Origin of the sequence: Thioclava sp. L04-15 (assembly GCF_002020275.1) — a bacterium.
GTDB lineage: Bacteria > Pseudomonadota > Alphaproteobacteria > Rhodobacterales > Rhodobacteraceae > Thioclava > Thioclava marina.
On record NZ_MPZW01000012.1, the window covers coordinates 18,206 to 34,247 of the forward strand.

At 66.0% G+C, this 16,042-nt stretch carries 16 protein-coding genes; 9 read left to right on the plus strand and 7 right to left on the minus strand.

From position 1 onward, the window contains the following. Positions 1 to 60: 60 nt before the first annotated feature. Positions 61 to 801: an aspartate/glutamate racemase family protein gene (locus BMI90_RS17330; RefSeq protein ID WP_078530734.1), complete on the minus strand. Its 741-nt coding sequence runs from the start codon at positions 799 to 801 to the stop codon at positions 61 to 63. Next, positions 798 to 1,964: a Xaa-Pro peptidase family protein gene (locus BMI90_RS17335; protein WP_078530735.1), complete on the minus strand. Its 1,167-nt coding sequence runs from the start codon at positions 1,962 to 1,964 to the stop codon at positions 798 to 800. The genes BMI90_RS17330 and BMI90_RS17335 overlap by 4 nt, the downstream gene beginning before the upstream one ends. A 187-nt stretch (positions 1,965 to 2,151) precedes the next feature. On the opposite strand from BMI90_RS17335, the gene BMI90_RS17340 reads away from it, so the two are divergent. The 4 genes from BMI90_RS17340 (at position 2,152) to BMI90_RS17355 (ending at position 6,693) form a co-directional block, all read left to right on the plus strand. Next, the gene (locus BMI90_RS17340) at positions 2,152 to 3,375 is read left to right on the plus strand and encodes an MFS transporter (RefSeq protein ID WP_246831579.1); all 1,224 of its coding nucleotides are present in this window, start codon (positions 2,152 to 2,154) and stop codon (positions 3,373 to 3,375) included. A gap of 161 nt (positions 3,376 to 3,536) precedes the next feature. Then, the gene (locus BMI90_RS17345) at positions 3,537 to 4,787 is read left to right on the plus strand and encodes an efflux RND transporter periplasmic adaptor subunit (protein WP_078530736.1); all 1,251 of its coding nucleotides are present in this window, start codon (positions 3,537 to 3,539) and stop codon (positions 4,785 to 4,787) included. Then, positions 4,784 to 5,488, plus strand: a complete 705-nt coding sequence (locus BMI90_RS17350) for an ABC transporter ATP-binding protein (RefSeq protein WP_078530737.1) — start codon at positions 4,784 to 4,786, stop codon at positions 5,486 to 5,488. The genes BMI90_RS17345 and BMI90_RS17350 overlap by 4 nt, the downstream gene beginning before the upstream one ends. Next, positions 5,488 to 6,693, plus strand: coding sequence for an ABC transporter permease (locus BMI90_RS17355; RefSeq protein ID WP_078530738.1), 1,206 nt, complete (start codon positions 5,488 to 5,490; stop codon positions 6,691 to 6,693). Before BMI90_RS17350 ends, BMI90_RS17355 begins: the two co-directional genes overlap by 1 nt. A 9-nt stretch (positions 6,694 to 6,702) precedes the next feature. Here the strand turns inward: BMI90_RS17355 and guaD are convergent, their stop codons facing one another. Next, the gene (guaD, locus tag BMI90_RS17360; RefSeq protein WP_078530739.1) at positions 6,703 to 7,986 is read right to left on the minus strand and encodes a guanine deaminase; all 1,284 of its coding nucleotides are present in this window, start codon (positions 7,984 to 7,986) and stop codon (positions 6,703 to 6,705) included. Positions 7,987 to 8,130: 144 nt separating this feature from the next. Between guaD and mgtE the strand changes: the two genes are divergently transcribed. Together mgtE and BMI90_RS17370 are read left to right on the plus strand one after the other, a co-directional pair. Beyond that, a complete protein-coding gene (gene mgtE, locus BMI90_RS17365) occupies positions 8,131 to 9,516 on the plus strand; it encodes a magnesium transporter (protein ID WP_078530740.1) in 1,386 nt (461 codons plus the stop codon). Continuing rightward, a complete protein-coding gene (locus BMI90_RS17370; protein WP_078530741.1) occupies positions 9,513 to 10,049 on the plus strand; it encodes a 5-formyltetrahydrofolate cyclo-ligase in 537 nt (178 codons plus the stop codon). Before mgtE ends, BMI90_RS17370 begins: the two co-directional genes overlap by 4 nt. On the opposite strand, the gene purU is transcribed toward BMI90_RS17370, so the two are convergent. After that, complete coding sequence (gene purU, locus BMI90_RS17375) at positions 10,050 to 10,946, minus strand: formyltetrahydrofolate deformylase (protein WP_078530742.1); 897 nt, start codon at positions 10,944 to 10,946, stop codon at positions 10,050 to 10,052. 196 nt (positions 10,947 to 11,142) lie between these two features. Here purU and BMI90_RS17380 point away from each other — a divergent pair, with 196 nt between their 5' ends. Further along, the gene (locus tag BMI90_RS17380; protein WP_078530743.1) at positions 11,143 to 11,412 is read left to right on the plus strand and encodes a DksA/TraR family C4-type zinc finger protein; all 270 of its coding nucleotides are present in this window, start codon (positions 11,143 to 11,145) and stop codon (positions 11,410 to 11,412) included. Here the strand turns inward: BMI90_RS17380 and BMI90_RS17385 are convergent, their stop codons facing one another. Next, positions 11,413 to 12,171 carry a VCBS repeat-containing protein gene (locus BMI90_RS17385; protein WP_078530744.1) on the minus strand — a complete coding sequence of 253 codons (759 nt, stop codon included), beginning with the start codon at positions 12,169 to 12,171 and terminating at the stop codon, positions 11,413 to 11,415. After that, positions 12,171 to 12,494, minus strand: coding sequence for a 2Fe-2S iron-sulfur cluster-binding protein (locus tag BMI90_RS17390; RefSeq protein WP_078530745.1), 324 nt, complete (start codon positions 12,492 to 12,494; stop codon positions 12,171 to 12,173). The genes BMI90_RS17385 and BMI90_RS17390 overlap by 1 nt, the downstream gene beginning before the upstream one ends. A 158-nt stretch (positions 12,495 to 12,652) precedes the next feature. On the opposite strand from BMI90_RS17390, the gene BMI90_RS17395 reads away from it, so the two are divergent. After that, on the plus strand, positions 12,653 to 13,213 hold the full coding sequence (locus BMI90_RS17395) for a peptidoglycan-binding domain-containing protein (protein WP_078530746.1): 561 nt from the start codon (positions 12,653 to 12,655) through the stop codon (positions 13,211 to 13,213). Between the two features lie 106 nt (positions 13,214 to 13,319). Next, a complete protein-coding gene (locus BMI90_RS17400; RefSeq protein ID WP_078530747.1) occupies positions 13,320 to 14,558 on the plus strand; it encodes an MFS transporter in 1,239 nt (412 codons plus the stop codon). A gap of 47 nt (positions 14,559 to 14,605) precedes the next feature. Here the strand turns inward: BMI90_RS17400 and BMI90_RS17405 are convergent, their stop codons facing one another. Then, entirely contained in the window at positions 14,606 to 16,015 is a 1,410-nt protein-coding gene (locus BMI90_RS17405) for a DegQ family serine endoprotease (protein WP_246831581.1), read from the minus strand. Positions 16,016 to 16,042: the final 27 nt, after the last annotated feature.

A 16,042-nucleotide genomic window follows, 5' to 3' on the forward strand; every position in this document is an offset into this window, starting at 1 on the left:
GACCAGATGGCGTCCAATGCGCGCCTTGCGCTCTTGCGTCAAGGCTGATCACGCGTCGGGTCAAGTCGCAAGCAGCCTTCCATGACCCGCCACCGCGATCCGTGCGCCCGACAGGTTCGCCATGTGCCAGCCGAGCACCTGGTTCGAACTGAGCACCGGCATTCCCAGCTCGGCCTCGAGCGGGGCGATGATGTCGAGCGTGCGCAGGTTGGTGCAGGACAGGAAGACCCCGTCGATCCTGTTGCGACGGGCGAGGGTGCGCGCGGCCTCGGCAATCGAGGCGGGCGCGATCCGGGCCACGCGGGCCTCCACCTCTTCTCCGAAGGAGAGCGTGTCGGGGACGCTCAGCCCCGCGGCCTCGAACGCCTGCCGGATCGGCCCCGCGACCGGGGCGATATAGGGTGAGACGATCCCCACACGCTCCAGCCCCAACGCGCGGCAGGCCGCCAGCGCGGCGCTGAGCGGATCGGTCACGGCGCGGCTTTGCACTGCACCCGAGACAAGCTCCGCCACACGCGCGGCTCCGATCAGCGTCGTGCCGGAGGTGCAGGCATAGCCCACCGCATCGAACCGGGCGGCCGGGGGCAGTAGCGCGGCCGCCGCAGGTAGCGTGGCCTTCATCTGAGCGAGGGTGTCGGGGGTCAGCTCGGCCCCTGAAGGCACGCGGCTGACATTGATCCGCGCCGCTTCGGGCGGAAAGAGACGGCGGAAATCCTGTTCGATCGTCTCATCGACCTGAAGCACCACAAGACCGAGCCGGGGCAGGGCCTCTTCGAACAACTCATAGGGAAAGGCGCTCATCCGACGATCTCCGGCAATTCTGCGGGCGCGCGGGGCGACAGAAGCTCGACCCCGTCCTCGCGCAGCACGATGTTTTCCTCATGCACGAGGATATGCCCGTCGCGCGTCTCGCAGCCCGGCTCCAGCGTAAGCACCATGCCCGCGCGCAGCGGCGTCGTGTCGAGAGGCGTGAAGGAGGGCCATTCGGTCAGAGTGATCCCGAGCCCGTGGCCGAGCCTGCCGCCCGAAGGCGTCGCTCCATGGCGGCGCAGCGCGGCGCAGAGCATCGCATGGACGTCGCAGGCCCGGTGGCCCGGGCGCAGGGTGGCGATCACCTCTTCGGTCGCCTGCCAGAGCGCGTCATTGGCGCGCCGGGCGCAATCCGAGGCGGGACCGATCGCCCAGTTGCGGTCGAAATCGCAGAAATAGCCCTCGCGCACCGCGCCGGTGTCGAGCATCAGCACATCGCCGGGGCGCAAGGGCTCTGGGCCGGCGGGCGAGATCACATCGCCATAACCATCGCACCCGGCTCCGCCCGCGACATAGCTCACCCAATCCGCGCCCTCGTCGAGCAGTGCGATCTGGAAATCGCGGAACACGGCGTCGAGCTTCCGCCCCGCTCGGGCAAATTCCGGCACCCGATCGAACGCGCGCGCAGCGATTTCGCAGCTCGTGCGGATCTTCGCGATCTCGGCTTCGGACTTGATCTCGCGCACCCGCTGCACGCAGGCGGTGGCGTCCACGAGGGCGCGCGGGGCGAGGCGGGTGCGCAGGGCCTCGAAATCGGCCAAGGGCATGCGCAGATGCGTCTCCAATCCCATCGGCAGACCAATCCGTCCGCTTTCGGGCACCAGATCCGCCAGCGTCCCGGCCAGCAGGCTCACCCCGTCATCACGCGGATCGGGGGCGTCCCATGTGCGGATCTGCGGGATCCAGCAGCGCCCCATCAGCTCGGCCCCGATCGCTGGGATCACCGCCACGGGCTCGCCCGATTGCGGCACAACGACGAACCACGGACGGGCGGGGCTCTCCCAGAAACGGGTGAGAAACCCGGCCGTGTAGAAAATATCGGCGGGCGCGCTCAGCAATAGCGCGTCGAGTCCGCCCGCAGCCATCCCCGCTTGCAGCCGCGTGACGCGGTCGCGATATTCCTGCGCGGGAAAGATCAGGGATTTCTCGGTCATGCCGTCGCGCCTTTCGCTGTCACCCCGCGAACCCTAGCGCGGATCACGCGACTGTGTGTGCGCTTTTCGACCTCTTCGGTAGAGAGACTGCCTCCAAAGGCTTGCCATTGCCCGTTTACGCGCCACGATAGCGCATCGCGATAGCGGGCCGTGCCCGCGACCGTCGGGCTCATGGAAAGGAGAGCGCGTGAAAAATCCACACGCATCGGACAAAAGGTCATTGCCCGCAGGGATCTGGGCGCTCGGCTTCGTCTCGCTTTTCATGGATGTCTCCTCCGAGATGATCCACGCGCTTTTGCCGGTCTATCTGACGGTGGGGCTTGGCGCCTCGACATTGGCGGTCGGCGTGATCGAGGGGATCGCCGAGGCGACTGCCGCGATCACCAAGGTCTTCTCCGGCGCGCTGTCCGACAGGATCGGGCAGCGCAAGCTGCTCGCGGCGCTGGGCTACGGGCTTGCCGCCGTGACGAAACCGATCTTTCCGCTCGCGCCCAGCTTCGGCTGGCTGGTCGCGGCGCGCTTCATCGACCGCGTCGGCAAGGGTATTCGCGGCGCGCCGCGCGACGCGCTGGTGGCCGATCTCGCGCCCGAGGGGCTGCGCGGCGCGGCCTTCGGGCTGCGCCAGTCGCTCGACACGGTTGGCGCCTTCGTGGGCCCGCTCGCCGCGATTTTGCTGATGTGGCTGTTCTCCGACAATTTCCGCGCGGTGTTCTGGGTTGCGGTGATCCCGGCCTTCCTCTCGCTGGGGCTGATCCTGTTTGCGGTGAAAGAGCCCGCGCGCCCCGAGGGGCTCCGCCGGGTGCGCAACCCGCTCGCGCCTTCCGAGCTGAAACTCCTGGGCGGGGTCTACTGGTGGGTCGTGGTGGTGGCGACGCTTTTCACGCTGGCACGTTTCAGCGAGGCCTTCCTGATCCTGCGTGCTGAGGGCGAAGGCGTGCCGATCATGCTGGTGCCGCTGATCTTCGTGGGGATGAATTTCGTCTATTCGCTCACCGCTTATCCGGTCGGGGTGCTCTCAGACAGCATCGGCCGGGTCTGGCTTCTGATCGTGGGTCTTTGTCTGTTGATCGCGGCCGATGTCGTGCTGGCACTCTCGAGCGGGATCACGAACCTTGCGGTTGGCGTGCTGCTCTGGGGTGTGCATATGGGGTTCACGCAGGGGCTGCTCTCGACGCTGGTGGCCGAGGCGGTCCCGGCCGAGCTGCGCGGCACCGCTTTCGGGATGTTCAACCTCGTTACCGGGATCGCGCTTCTGGTGGCAAGCGTGGTCGCGGGCGCGCTCTGGGAGGTGTGGGGCCCGCAATGGACCTTCCTTGCCGGAGCGGGGTTCGCGGGGATGGCGCTTCTGAGTTTGCTGCCGCTGCGCCATCGCCTCGACGGAAAGGCCGCAGCCAAGGCGCCGGCCAGGTAATCCGGGTTTTCAGCCATTCGCTGGGAACATACCTTCTATTCAAGACTAAGTTGTTCCGCCTCAATGCGTTCGTGCTGCGACGGAGCTCTGATTGTCACACGTATCAATCCAGAGCATCGTTCAAGATGCGGCGATGGCGCGACGAGTGAAGGACGACCCAGATGGCGGATCGAAGCAGCGAAGAGATCGAACGGATGCTCGCAGGGGCCAAGCACCGCAAGAGGGGCTGGCTCTGGGCGGTCGCAGTGGTCGCGGTGCTCGGCGCGGCGGGGGCCTGGTTCTGGCTCGCGCGTTCCCAGCAATCGGGGGGCGTGACCTACGTGACCGAGGCCGTCACGCGCGGTGACCTGACGGTGACTGTGACCGCAACCGGCACGGTCGAGCCGACGACCGAGGTCGAGGTTTCTTCCGAGCTTTCCGGCACGCTCGCGAGCATCGAGGTCGATTACAACGATGCGGTCGAGGTGGGGCAGGTTCTCGCCCGTCTCGACGACACGAAATTCAATGCGCAGGTCGCGAATGCCGAGGCCGCTCTGGCCGCGGCGAAGGCAGAGCTTTTGCAGGCCGAAGCCACGCAGCGCGAGGCAACCGAGCTTTACGACGCGCAGGCCGAGCTTGAGCGGCGTGGGGTGGTGAACCACAGCGATTTCGTGGGCTACGTTGCCACGCGTGACCGGGCGGTGGCCGCGGTTCAGGCGGCGCAGGCCTCGCTCACCCTGGCCGAAGCCAATCTCGCGATGGAAAAGGACGATCTGGAAAAGACGGTGATCCGTTCCCCGATCAAGGGCGTGGTGCTGGATCGCGACGTTTCGGCCGGGCAGATCGTGGCGGCGTCGCTCTCTGCCCCGACGCTTTTCACGTTGGCCGAGGATCTGAGCAAGATGCAGCTTCTGGTCGATATCGACGAGGCCGATATCGGGCAGGTCGAGGTCGGCAACCGGGCCAGCTTCACCGTCGACGCCTATCCCGGAGAGATCTTTCCCGCGACGATCACTCAGGTGCGCTATGCGCCAGAAACCACCGATGACGTGGTCACCTACAAAGGCGTTCTTGCCGTGGATAACGGCGAGATGATGCTGCGTCCCGGCATGACCGCCACCGCGACGATCACCGTCGATGAAGAAACCGGCGCGCTTCTGGTGCCCAATGCGGCCTTGCGCTACGCGCCGCCGCAGGTGGTCGAGGATACGGGCAATGGCGCGGGCGGACTGATCGGGCTGATCATGCCGTCCCGGCCCGGATCGGACAGCGCGACCGCGACGGGCAAATCCGTCTGGGTGCTGCGCGACGGGACCCCGGTCGAAGTGGCGGTCACGCCCGGAGCGTCCAACGGCAAACTCACGATCATCACCGAGGGGGATCTGGCCGAGGGCGATCAGGTGATCACCGACCAGCGGGACGGCGCGCAATGAGCCCGCCTCTGATCGAGCTGGAAGGCATCACGCGAACCTATGGCTCGGGTGAGGCGCTGGTGCGCGCGCTCGACGGGGTGGATCTGACCGTGGAGAAAGGAGAGTTCGTCGCGATCATGGGGCCCTCGGGGTCGGGCAAGTCGACGGCGATGAACATCATCGGCTGTCTCGACCGTCCGAGTGGCGGGCATTACCGCTTCAACGGGGTCGAGGTGGCGACGCTCGATCAGGACCAGCGCGCGCTTTTGCGCCGCAACTACCTCGGTTTCGTCTTTCAGGGCTACAACCTGCTGCCGCGCACAACCGCGATCGAGAATGTCGAACTGCCGCTGATCTACAAGGGCCAGCGCAAGGCCGAGCGGCTGGTGCGGGCGCGTGAGGCGCTGCAGCGCGTCGGGCTCGAAGGGCGCGAGCATCATACGCCCTCGCAGCTCTCGGGCGGTCAGCAACAGCGGGTGGCGATCGCGCGGGCGCTCGCGGGAGAGCCGATGGTGATGCTCGCCGACGAGCCCACGGGCAACCTCGACACGAAACGCAGCGTCGAGATCATGGAACTTATGCAGAAGCTCAATCGCGAGGCGGGGCTGACCATCGTCATGGTGACCCACGAGGAAGACATGGCCGCCTATGCCTCGCGGCTGGTCGTCTTCACCGATGGCAAGGTCGTGCGTGACGAGTTGATGCAGGAAAGGGCGTCGTGATGCTTTGGGAAACGGTTCGCCTTGCACTCACCGCGATCACCCGCAATGCGCTGCGCTCCTTCCTGACGGTGCTCGGCGTGGTGATCGGCGTCGCGGCGGTGATCGCGATGGTGACGGTGGGGCAGGGCTCGTCCGAGCAGGTTTCGGCCAATGTGGAATCGCTCGGCACAAGCGTTCTGGTGCTGCGTCCCGGTGCGCAGATGATGGGGCCGGGGGCGCGCGACAACGCCCCGTCCTTCAAGCTCGCGGATGTCGAGGCGCTTCAGGATCTGACCTCTCTCTCCGCGGTCGCTCCGACTGTTTCGAGTTCGGAAACCGCTGTTTACGGCAATTCAAACCGCTCCACCACGATCACCGGCACGACCTCGGCCTATCTCGAGATCGGCGGCTGGGAGATCGCACGCGGACGCAGCTTTTCGACCGCCGAGGATCGTAGCGGAGCGAATGTCTGCATCATCGGCGAGACGGTGCGCACCGCGCTGTTCGGCTCGACAGATCCCACGGGCGAGAAGATCCGCATCAAATCCATCTCCTGTGAGGTGATCGGCCTTCTGGTCGCCAAGGGGGCGGGCTCTTTCGGGCAGGATCAGGATGATCTGGTGATCATGCCGGTGCGCACCGTGCAGCGTCGACTTCTGGGCAGCCAGGACGTGTCCTCCATTTCGATGACGGTCGCCTCCGGTGTGTCTTCCGAGCGCGCGATCTCGGACATCAAGACCCTGATGCGCGACCGTCGCCGCATCGCCATCGGCGAGGAGGATGATTTCTCGGTCAATGACATGAAGGAACTCGCCTCGATGCTGAACTCGGTCAACTCGGTGTTGACGGGGCTGCTGTCCTCGGTCGCGGCGGTGAGCCTGCTTGTGGGGGGCATCGGGATCATGAACATCATGCTGGTCTCGGTGACCGAGCGTACCCGCGAGATCGGCATTCGCCTTTCGGTGGGCGCGCAGGCAAGCCAGGTGCTGATGCAGTTCCTCGTCGAGGCGGTGGTGCTCTCGCTTCTCGGGGGCGTGATCGGCATCCTTGCGGGGCTCGGGCTCGCCTATGTCGCGGCGCAGATCATGGCGATCCCGTTCTCTCCCAGCCTCGACGTGATTGCGCTGGCCTTCGGTTTCTCGGCGGTGGTGGGTATGGTCTTCGGCTATTTCCCGGCCCGTGCGGCGGCCCGGCTCGATCCGATCGAGGCGCTGCACTACCAGTGAGGCGCGCGCTCAGCGCCGCTTCTCGCCCAGCGTCCAGACGCCGGCGATGGCACGGTCATCGCCCATCATGATCGTCGGGAAGATCGCTTCCCAGATATCCTCGGCACGCGCCGCGCGTTGGGCGATGGCGGGGGTCGAGGCGAGATCGACGGCGATGAAATCGGCTTCCATGCCGGGCGCCAGCGCGCCGATCCTGTCGCCCATCCGCATCGCCTGCGCCGAGCCTTGGGTGGCGAGCCACCAGAGCTGGGCGGGATGGAGCGGCTTGTGCGTGAGCTGGCCGATCTCATAGGCCGCAGCCATCGTGCGCAGCATCGAAAAGCTCGACCCGCCGCCGGTATCGGTCGCAAGTCCGATCCGCTGCCCCTCCGCCAGCCTCTTGGGCCAATCGAAGAGCCCCGAGCCGATGAAGGTGTTCGAGGTCGGACAATGGATCAGCGCCGCGCCCACCTCCTGGATCCTGTCGGCCTCGCGCGGCTCGAGATGGATCGCGTGGCCGTAAAGCGCGTTCGGGCCGAGAAGCCCATAGGTCTCATAGGTGTCGAGATAGTCGCGCGCGGTCGGGTAAAGCTCGTGTACCCAGGCGATCTCGTCCACCTGCTCGGACAGATGGGTCTGCATCAGGCAGTCGGGGTGTTCGGCCCAAAGCGCCCCGAGCGCGGCCAGTTGATCGGCCGAGGAGGTGGGCGAAAAGCGCGGCGTGATCACATAGGACAGCCGGTCCACCCCGTGCCAGCGCGCCAGCAGCGCCTTGCTGTCGTCATAGGCCGATTGCGGCGTGTCGCGCAGGCCGTCGGGGGCGTTGCGATCCATGCAGGTCTTGCCCGCCGCCACCCGCATTCCGCGCGCCTGTGCGGCGGTGAAGAAGGCGTCGACGCTGCCCGGATGGATCGTGCAATAGCTGCACATCGTCGTGGTGCCGTTCTCGAGCGCGAGGTCGAGATAGAGATTGGCGATCTGCGTCGCATGGGCGGGATCGGCGAAGGAGATTTCCTCGGGGAAGGTGTAGTGATTGAGCCAGTCGATCAGTCGCTTGCCCCAGCTCGCGATGATCGCCGTCTGCGGATAATGCACATGCGCGTCGATGAATCCCGGCGAAAGGAGATTCCCGCCGTGATCGGTAACGCGCGCTTGGGGGTGGGCCGCGCGCAGTTCATCGGCCTCGCCGACGACCGCGATCTTGCCGCCCTCGACGAGCAGCGCGCCATGGCGGCGATGGGTGACCGCCTCGGGCCCCTCGACCAGCGCATCTCCGCGATATTCCAGAACCTGACCCAGATGCAGCTCAGCCATTACTCTCTCCTGTCCGACGCACCATGCTAGGGCGACGCCGCGACAAGGTAAATCTCTGGCGGAGCGGACCGGTTTTTTCCGCGCGCCCCCTGTCCATCCGCGCGAATTCGTCTATGTTTTCCGCGCGATCGGAATGGGGGCGACATGGCCGAAGCACTTGCCGAAGAACATGACCGCGAGGAAGAGGACTACCGGCTTGACGGGGAGGTCGTCGAGGCGATCCTCGATGCCGCCGAGCAGGGTGACGCGGAGAGGCTGAGCGCACTGCTCGAACCGCTCCACGCGGCCGATATCGCCGACCTTCTCGAACAGGTCTCCGGCAGCGAGCGTCGCGCGATCCTGCGCCTTTGGGGGCGCGAGATCGACGGTGAGATCCTTACCGAGATCGACGAGGGCATTCGCGAAGAGGTGCTTGAAAGCCTGCCGCCGGAAGTTCTGGCCGAGGCGGTGCGCGAGCTCGACTCCGATGACGTGGTCGATCTCATCGAAGACCTCGAAGAGCCGCAGCAGGAGGCCATCCTCGAAGCGCTCGACGAGCCGGACCGTGCCGCGGTCGAGAAATCGCTCGCCTATCCCGAATATTCCGCCGGCCGCCTCATGCAGCGCGAAGTCGTCACCGCGCCCGAACATTGGACGGTGGGCGAGACGATCGACTATCTGCGCTCGGCCGAATGGCTGCCCGACCAGTTCTACCATGTGATCCTTGTCGATCCGGCCTATCACCCGCTGGGCAATATCACCCTTGGACGGATCCTCTCGGCTCCGCGCGCCTCGAAGCTGATCGATATCTGCGAAGAGGAATTCCGCACGATCTCGGCCTATCGGGAAGAGGGCGACGTCGCCTATGCGTTCAACCAGTATCACCTGATCTCGGCCCCGGTCGTGGACGAGGATGACCGGCTCGTCGGCGTCATCACCATCGACGACGCGATGTCCGTGCTCGACGAAGAGCACGAGGAAGACATCCTGCGTCTGGCCGGTGTGGGCGAGGAATCGGCAATCTCGGATACGGTGATGGAGACCGTTCGCCAGCGACTGCCCTGGCTCTTCGTGAACCTGCTGACGGCGATTCTGGCCTCGGGGGTCATTTCGCTTTTCGAGGGCACGATTCAGCAGCTCGTGGCGCTGGCGGTGCTGATGCCGATCGTGGCCTCGATGGGGGGCAATGCGGGCACGCAGACCCTGACCGTTGCGGTGCGCGCGCTCGCGACGCGTGACCTCACCGAGAGCAACGTATGGCGCGTTGTGCGACGCGAGGCGGTCGTGGGACTGTTGAACGGGCTGGCATTTGCGCTGGTGATGGGGATCGTGGCCGCCTTCTGGTTCTCGGGCGCGCAGCTCGGGATCGTGATCGGGCTGGCGATGGTGATCAATCTCGTCGTCGCGGCGCTCTCGGGTATTCTGATCCCGTTGGCGCTGGAGAAACTGGGGGCTGACCCGGCGCTGGCCTCGGGGACGTTCGTGACCACGATGACCGATGTGGTGGGCTTCTTCGCCTTCCTCGGGCTCGCCTCGGTCCTGCTGCTGTGAGCAAGGACCTCGCCCGCAAGGATGCCTTCGCCGCGCGAAAGGTGGCGCATGCGGCGGATGATGGCGCGGCTACGCGAGCGCTGACGGCGGCGCTGGAGCCCTTTGCGGGCAAGGTTCTGGCAGGATACTGGCCGATCCGAACCGAGCCCGATCCGCGCCCGGCGATGGTGGCCCATGGCGGGCCGCTCTGCCTGCCGGTCGTGATGGGGCAGGGGCAGCCGCTGGTCTTTCACCGCTGGAGCCCCGAAACCGAGATGATCGAAGGCGCTTATGGCGCGCATGTCCCGGCCAATGGCGAGGAGATCATCCCCGAGGTGCTGATCGTGCCGCTCCTGGCCTTCGATGCGCTCGGTTATCGCTTGGGCTATGGCGGCGGCTTTTACGACCGCACGCTGGAGGGCCTGCGCGCCCGCGGCCCGGTCACCGCGATCGGCTTTGCCTTCGCGGCGCAGGAAGTGCCGCAGGTGCCGACCGAGCCGACCGACCAGCCGCTCGACATGATCGTGACCGAGGCGGGCGTGCGCCGCTTCTGATCAGCCCATCCGCTCGGAGGCGTAGGCGCCGGGCGAAGCCGGGAAGACCACCGTCTTGTTGCCATTGAGGAAGACGCGGCTTTGCACATGGGCGTGGATCGCGCGCGCCAGCACCTGCGCCTCGACATCGCGACCCAGCGAGACGTAATCCTCGGGGCTCTGCGCATGGGTGACGCGCACGGTGTCCTGCTCGATGATCGGACCCTCGTCGAGATCGGCGGTCACGTAGTGCGAGGTCGCCCCGATCAGCTTCACGCCGCGCTCATAGGCCTGCTTGTAGGGGTTCGCGCCCTTGAAGCTCGGCAGGAAGGAGTGGTGGATGTTGATGATCCGGCCCGACATCTTCTGGCACAGCGCATCCGAGAGGATCTGCATGTAGCGCGCCAGAACGACCAGCTCGGCGCCGCTCTCGTCGACCACGTCGAGCAGGCGCTTTTCGGCCTCGGGCTTGTTCTCCTTCGTCACTTTGATGTGGTGGAAGGGCAGGTCGTGGTTCACGACGACCTTCTGATAGGTCATGTGGTTCGAGACCACGCCCACGATCTCGATCGGCAGCGCGCCGATGCGCCAGCGATAGAGCAGGTCGTTCAGGCAATGGCCGAAATTCGACACCATCAGCAGGACCTTCATCTTCTCGGTGGCATCGCGCACCGCCCAGTCCATCTGGAAATCCGTTGCGACGGGCTCGAAGGCGGCGCGGATCGCGTCCGCATCGGCACCCTTTTCCGACACGAAGCTCACACGCATGAAGAACTGCCCGGTCTTCGGGTCGTCATATTGATGCGAGTCGGTGATGTTGCAGCCCTGATCGGCCAGCACATTGGCAATGCCCGCGACGATCCCCCGCGTCGAGGGGCAGGCAACGGTGAGAACGTAGGCTTTGGCGGTCTCGGTCATGGCTGGCGTCCTTTCGCATCTTCGCGCGTTGGCTTACCCCGCGCGGGCTGGAGGCACAATCGGGGTTTGCACGCCCGCAAGCTGACGGGAAAGCGACGGCGCGGGGGGAAAAAGCGGCGTGGTGCGAGAGTGATGCGAGATTTTGACCCAAGGGCGCAGGCGCGCTAGATTCGCGTGATCGGTGCAGGAGGCGATCATGGCAGGCGGCTGGGCGAAAGACGGAGCGGTGAGCGAGCAGATCGAAGCCTCGATCCGCGACGAGCTTGACCGGCTCAAGGCGCGGCGCGGCCCGGTGGGCGAGAGCCTCACGGAATGCGCCGATTGCGGCGAAGAGATACCGCAGGCGAGGCGCGAGGCGATCCCCGGGGTGAAGCTGTGCGTGGAGTGCGCCTCCGAGCGCGATGCGCGCCGCGCCCCGCGTGCGGGCATCAACCGGCGCGGCTCGAAGGACAGCCAGCTGAAGTGATCAGAGCGTGCAGGCCATCGCCTTGTCGAAGGCGGCGGGCGAGGTGTCGGACCCGAGGCTTTTCCATTTCACATTGGCCTCGGCATCCAGATGGATCGCGCGCAGCTGCGACCAGTCGAAGCTCGCCACGATCATCTCAGGGCCTTCGCCGCAATCTCGCACCCCGCCCATGATCCGGTCCGCGCCGAAACGGTGATTGGTCAGCTTGCCGCCCGAGAAAACCTCGCGCAGCGTGCCATTCTCGAACTGGTAGAGGCGCAGGATGCCCAGCCTGTGCGGGGCGTCGATCAGCGCGATCTCCTGATGGCCGTCGCCGTTGAAATCCGCGATCCCGATGGGGGCGACCCAATGGTTCGGCTCGCCGACGAAGGGGGTTGAGGCGAGATAGGCAGGCGCGCCGTCCTTCGCGCTCAGGACCAACACGCGCGAACCTCGTTTCAGGTTGGACTGCACCACGACCACATCGGGAAGACCGTCGCCATCGAGATCGGCGATGCGCGGCGCGGTGTCCTCAAAGACCATGTCCGCATCGGCGGGCAGGCGATAGGTGAGGGTGCTCCGACCCCTGAACAGCCCACCTTCCGATCCCGCCTTGCGGGCAATCTCGATGAAGAGCGTGGCGAATTCCTGCCCGCGGCCGAGCGCGTCATGCCCGTAGCGATCGGTCGGATCGGCATAGCGCGCCGTGACCGAGACCTCGGCCCAAACGGGCGGGGCGGCGGCGATCAGCAACAGGGTCGTGAACGCCGCGCGCAGCATCAGATCTGCTTTTCGGGGATGTTGACGACGAGCCCGTCGAGGTCGTCGGTGACCTTGATCTGGCAGGTCAAGCGCGAGGTGACGGGGTCGGGCTCATAGGCGAAATCGAGCATGTCCTCTTCCATCGTGTCCTTCGGCGGCAGCTTTTCCACCCAGTCCTTGTCGACATAGACATGGCAGGTCGAGCAGGCGCAGGCGCCGCCGCAATCCGCGTCGATGCCGGGCACGCCATTGTCGCGCGCGCCTTCCATGACGGTCATCCCGGGCTTCACGTCGATCTCGTGACGGGTGCCGTTGAATTCGACATAGGTGATTTTCGCCATTTCTCGGGGCCTCTTCATCGCTGAATTCCGTGCCGGTCGCCGCCGGACGAAACCGATCTAAGCCTCTTTGCCCGGTTTGACCAGAGGGGGGGCGGCCGGGGATTGCCGCGCGGCGCGATTGCGCTAATCTCGCGGGCAGGCAGGCAAAGGAGCAGCGCGTGAGCCAGGATACCTCATCGACCCGCAGGGCCGGGCGCGTGGCACTGGTGTTCACGGGTCTCCTTGCGCTTGCGGGATGTCAGGAAGAGACCGCGTCGCAAGGCAAGCCCTCCCGTCCGCCCGCACAGACGCTTTCCAAGGTGCTGATGGAACGCAAACCCGCCGATGACGCGCAGGGCTGTTATGCCGAGCTGAAAGCGCCCGCGACGGTGGAGACGGTGACCGAACAGGTGCAGGTCGTGCCCGAGCAGCGCGATCCCGGGACAGGCGAGATCACGCAGCCTGCCGTCTATCGGGAGGTCAGCGCGCAGCGCATCGTCGAGGCCTCGCGCGCACGCTATTTCCAATCGGTCTGTTCGGGGGATCTGACGCCCGGATTCGTCGCGATGCTGCAACGTGCGCTGAAGGTGCGCGGGCTCTATTCCGGGCCGGCCGACGGCAAGCTCGACCCGGCGACGGGGCGCGCGATCTCTGCCTATCAGGGTCCGCGCGGGCTCGACAGCCCGACGCTTTCGGTGCGCGCGGCGCAGGAGCTGGGACTGTATATCTGGGGCAATTGAGCGACCCGGTGGATCGCGATTTCGCCAATGCTGGCGGGGGCGGGGCTTGTGTCGGCGGGCGGGCTCGTCTCTAAACGGGATGAATTCATCTATTCTTTGAACCCTGATGTCCGGCTTTTTCGACAGCAACCTGCGTTTTCTGCGCGACAATGCCCGCTGGCTGGCGGCGGGCTTCCTGCTGACGTTATTTTCCTCTTTCGGGCAGACCTTTTTCATCGGCCTGTCCGGAAACGAGATCCGGGCGAGCTTCGGTCTGTCGGGCGGGGCTTTCGGTGCGCTCTACATGCTGGCCACGCTCGCCTCGGCCTCGACGCTGCCCTTTCTGGGGCGCACGCTTGACCTGATGCCCGGCTGGAAGGTGGTGCGCTTCACGATTCCGCTTCTGGCGCTGGCCTGCATCGGGATCACTCTGGCGCCCAATTTGGTCGTGCTTACGCTCGCGATCTACATGCTGCGGCTCTTTGGCCAGGGCATGATGACCGAGATCGCCTTCACCGAGATCGGGCGCTGGTTCATTGCCAGTCGCGGCAAGGCGATGTCGCTGATCGTCCCGGGCCAGCCCTTCGGATCGGCGGTGCTTCCGGTGATCGTCGTGCTGGTCGATCAGTCGAGCGGGACGTGGCATCTGGCCTGGTGGCTGTCGGCGGGACTGCTGGTGGTGATCGCGTTGCCGCTGGTGGTGACGCTGATGAAGGTCGAGCGCGTGCCGCTTGCCGCAGAAGCGCAATCGAGCACCGCCAGCACCGCGCGCGACTGGACCCGTGCCGAGGTGATCCGTGATCCGGTCTTCTACATGTTGCTGGCCGGTCTGCTCGCGCCGCCTTTCATCGCCACGGTGATCTTCTTTCATCAGGGCTACCTGACAGAGCTGCGCGGCTATTCCGATCTGGCTTTTGCGGCGGCTTTCCCGGTGATGTCGGTGGCCACGGTGGGCTTCGGTTTCGTCTGCGGCGGGCTGATCGACCGGTTCGGGGCGCTTCGGCTGTTGCCTTTCGTGCTGATCCCGCTGGCACTGGCTTCGCTGAGCGTGGCCGCCGTCACGCCGGTCTGGGGTGTCTATGCGTTCATGGCGCTGCTCGGGGTCTCGAACGGGTTCACCGGGACGCTGATGGGGGCGCTCTGGCCCGAGGTCTACGGGGTGAAGAACCTCGGCGGTATCCGGGCGCTCGTGGTCGCGGCGATGGTGCTTTCGACCGCGGTTGGGCCGGGGATCACCGGTGTGCTCATCGATATGGGGGTGGATCTCCCCACGCAGATGTTCGGCATGGCGACGTGGTGCGTGATTGCCGCTGCGGTGTTGACGCTGGCATCGTGGCGGGTGCGCGCGCGTGAGGTCCGCCCATGAAAAAGGCGCCCCGGGGGGCGCCTTTCCGTGTCATTCGGTTTCGCTGATCACTCGACTGGCAGCGCCACGAAACGCGGCTCGCCACCACGGCGGATCAGCAAGAGCACCGATTTGCGCCCCGCATCCTTCGCCGCCTGCACGCGCTCTTCGAAATCATCGACCGAGGAGACGGGCTTCTGGCCGACCTCGGTGATCAGATCGCCCGCGCGCAGACCTTTTTCATAGGCGGCGGAGGTCTCGTCGATCGACTTGATCACGAGCCCCTGTGCATCCTTGGTCAGGCCCATCTCGGTACGCAGCTCGTCCGTGAGCGGCGTCACCGTCAGCCCGAGCATGTCCCTCTCGACCTCCTGCGGGGCCTGCACCGCCTTGGGCGGTTCTTCGCCCTCGGCCAGCTCGCGCCGGCCCAGCGTCACCAGAAGCGTCTTGCTCTCGCCATCGCGCAGCACCGTCACGCGGACCTTTTCGCCCACCGGCGCATCGGCCACGCGGCGCACCAGATCGCGGGTGCTCTTCACCTCGCCGCCATCGAAGGAGGTGATCACGTCGCCCGCCTCGATCCCGGCCTCTTTTGCAGGCCCTTCGGGCACCTCGGAGACCAGAGCGCCCTCGGGCGTCTCAAGACCCATCGCCTCGGCCATGTCGGGCGTCACGTCCTGGATCTTCACCCCAAGCCAGCCGCGGCGGGTCTCGCCGAATTGCTTGAGCTGGTCGACCACTTTCGAGACCACGTTCGAGGCCATCGAGAAGCCGATCCCGATCGAGCCGCCATTGGGCGACAGGATCGCGGTGTTCACGCCGACGACTTCGCCCTCCATGTCGAACAGGGGACCACCCGAGTTGCCCCGATTGATTGCCGCGTCGGTTTGCAGATAGTCGTCATAGCTGCCCGAGAGCTCGCGGTTGCGCGCCGAGATGATGCCCGCCGAGGCCGAGAAGCCCTGGCCGAGCGGGTTGCCCATCGCCATCACCCAGTCGCCCACGCGGACCTTGTCGGAATCGCCGAAGGTCACGAAGGGCAGGGGCTCGTCGCTTTCGACCTTCAGCAGCGCGATATCGGTTTTGGGGTCGGTGCCCACGAGCGTCGCATCGAGCCGCTTGCCCGAGAAGAACTCGATCTCGATCTCGTCGGCATCCTCGATGACGTGGTTGTTCGTCACGATATAGCCGTCTTCCGAAATGACGAAGCCGGAGCCGAGCGCGTTCGACCGCCGTGGTGCGCCGCGTCCGTTCGGGCCGTTGGGGCCGGGCAGACCGAAATCACGAAACAGATCCTCGAAGGGCGAGCCGGGCGGGAAATTGGGAATGTTGCCCGTGGGCGCCGCCACCGTCGTCGACGTGGTGATGTTCACGACCGAGTTCGAGACCTGATTGACCAGCTCGGCAAAGCTCTCCGGCGCGCCGCGGGCATAGGCGGGGCCTGCAAGCGGGGCGCAGGCGAGCGCGACGGCAAGCATGGCCGCGCCCATCCCGGCACGCAGCGA

Coding starts and splice junctions, on each gene's coding strand:
- BMI90_RS17400 (WP_078530747.1), top strand. CDS start 13,320: ATGTCCGGCTTTTTCGACAGCAACCTGCGTTTTCTGCGCGACAATGCC.
- BMI90_RS17390 (WP_078530745.1), bottom strand. CDS start 12,494: ATGGCGAAAATCACCTATGTCGAATTCAACGGCACCCGTCACGAGATC.
- BMI90_RS17345 (WP_078530736.1), top strand. CDS start 3,537: ATGGCGGATCGAAGCAGCGAAGAGATCGAACGGATGCTCGCAGGGGCC.
- BMI90_RS17380 (WP_078530743.1), top strand. CDS start 11,143: ATGGCAGGCGGCTGGGCGAAAGACGGAGCGGTGAGCGAGCAGATCGAA.
- BMI90_RS17350 (WP_078530737.1), top strand. CDS start 4,784: ATGAGCCCGCCTCTGATCGAGCTGGAAGGCATCACGCGAACCTATGGC.
- BMI90_RS17385 (WP_078530744.1), bottom strand. CDS start 12,171: ATGCTGCGCGCGGCGTTCACGACCCTGTTGCTGATCGCCGCCGCCCCG.
- purU (WP_078530742.1), bottom strand. CDS start 10,946: ATGACCGAGACCGCCAAAGCCTACGTTCTCACCGTTGCCTGCCCCTCG.
- BMI90_RS17335 (WP_078530735.1), bottom strand. CDS start 1,964: ATGACCGAGAAATCCCTGATCTTTCCCGCGCAGGAATATCGCGACCGC.
- guaD (WP_078530739.1), bottom strand. CDS start 7,986: ATGGCTGAGCTGCATCTGGGTCAGGTTCTGGAATATCGCGGAGATGCG.
- BMI90_RS17405 (WP_246831581.1), bottom strand. CDS start 16,015: ATGCTTGCCGTCGCGCTCGCCTGCGCCCCGCTTGCAGGCCCCGCCTAT.
- BMI90_RS17330 (WP_078530734.1), bottom strand. CDS start 801: ATGAGCGCCTTTCCCTATGAGTTGTTCGAAGAGGCCCTGCCCCGGCTC.
- BMI90_RS17355 (WP_078530738.1), top strand. CDS start 5,488: ATGCTTTGGGAAACGGTTCGCCTTGCACTCACCGCGATCACCCGCAAT.
- mgtE (WP_078530740.1), top strand. CDS start 8,131: ATGGCCGAAGCACTTGCCGAAGAACATGACCGCGAGGAAGAGGACTAC.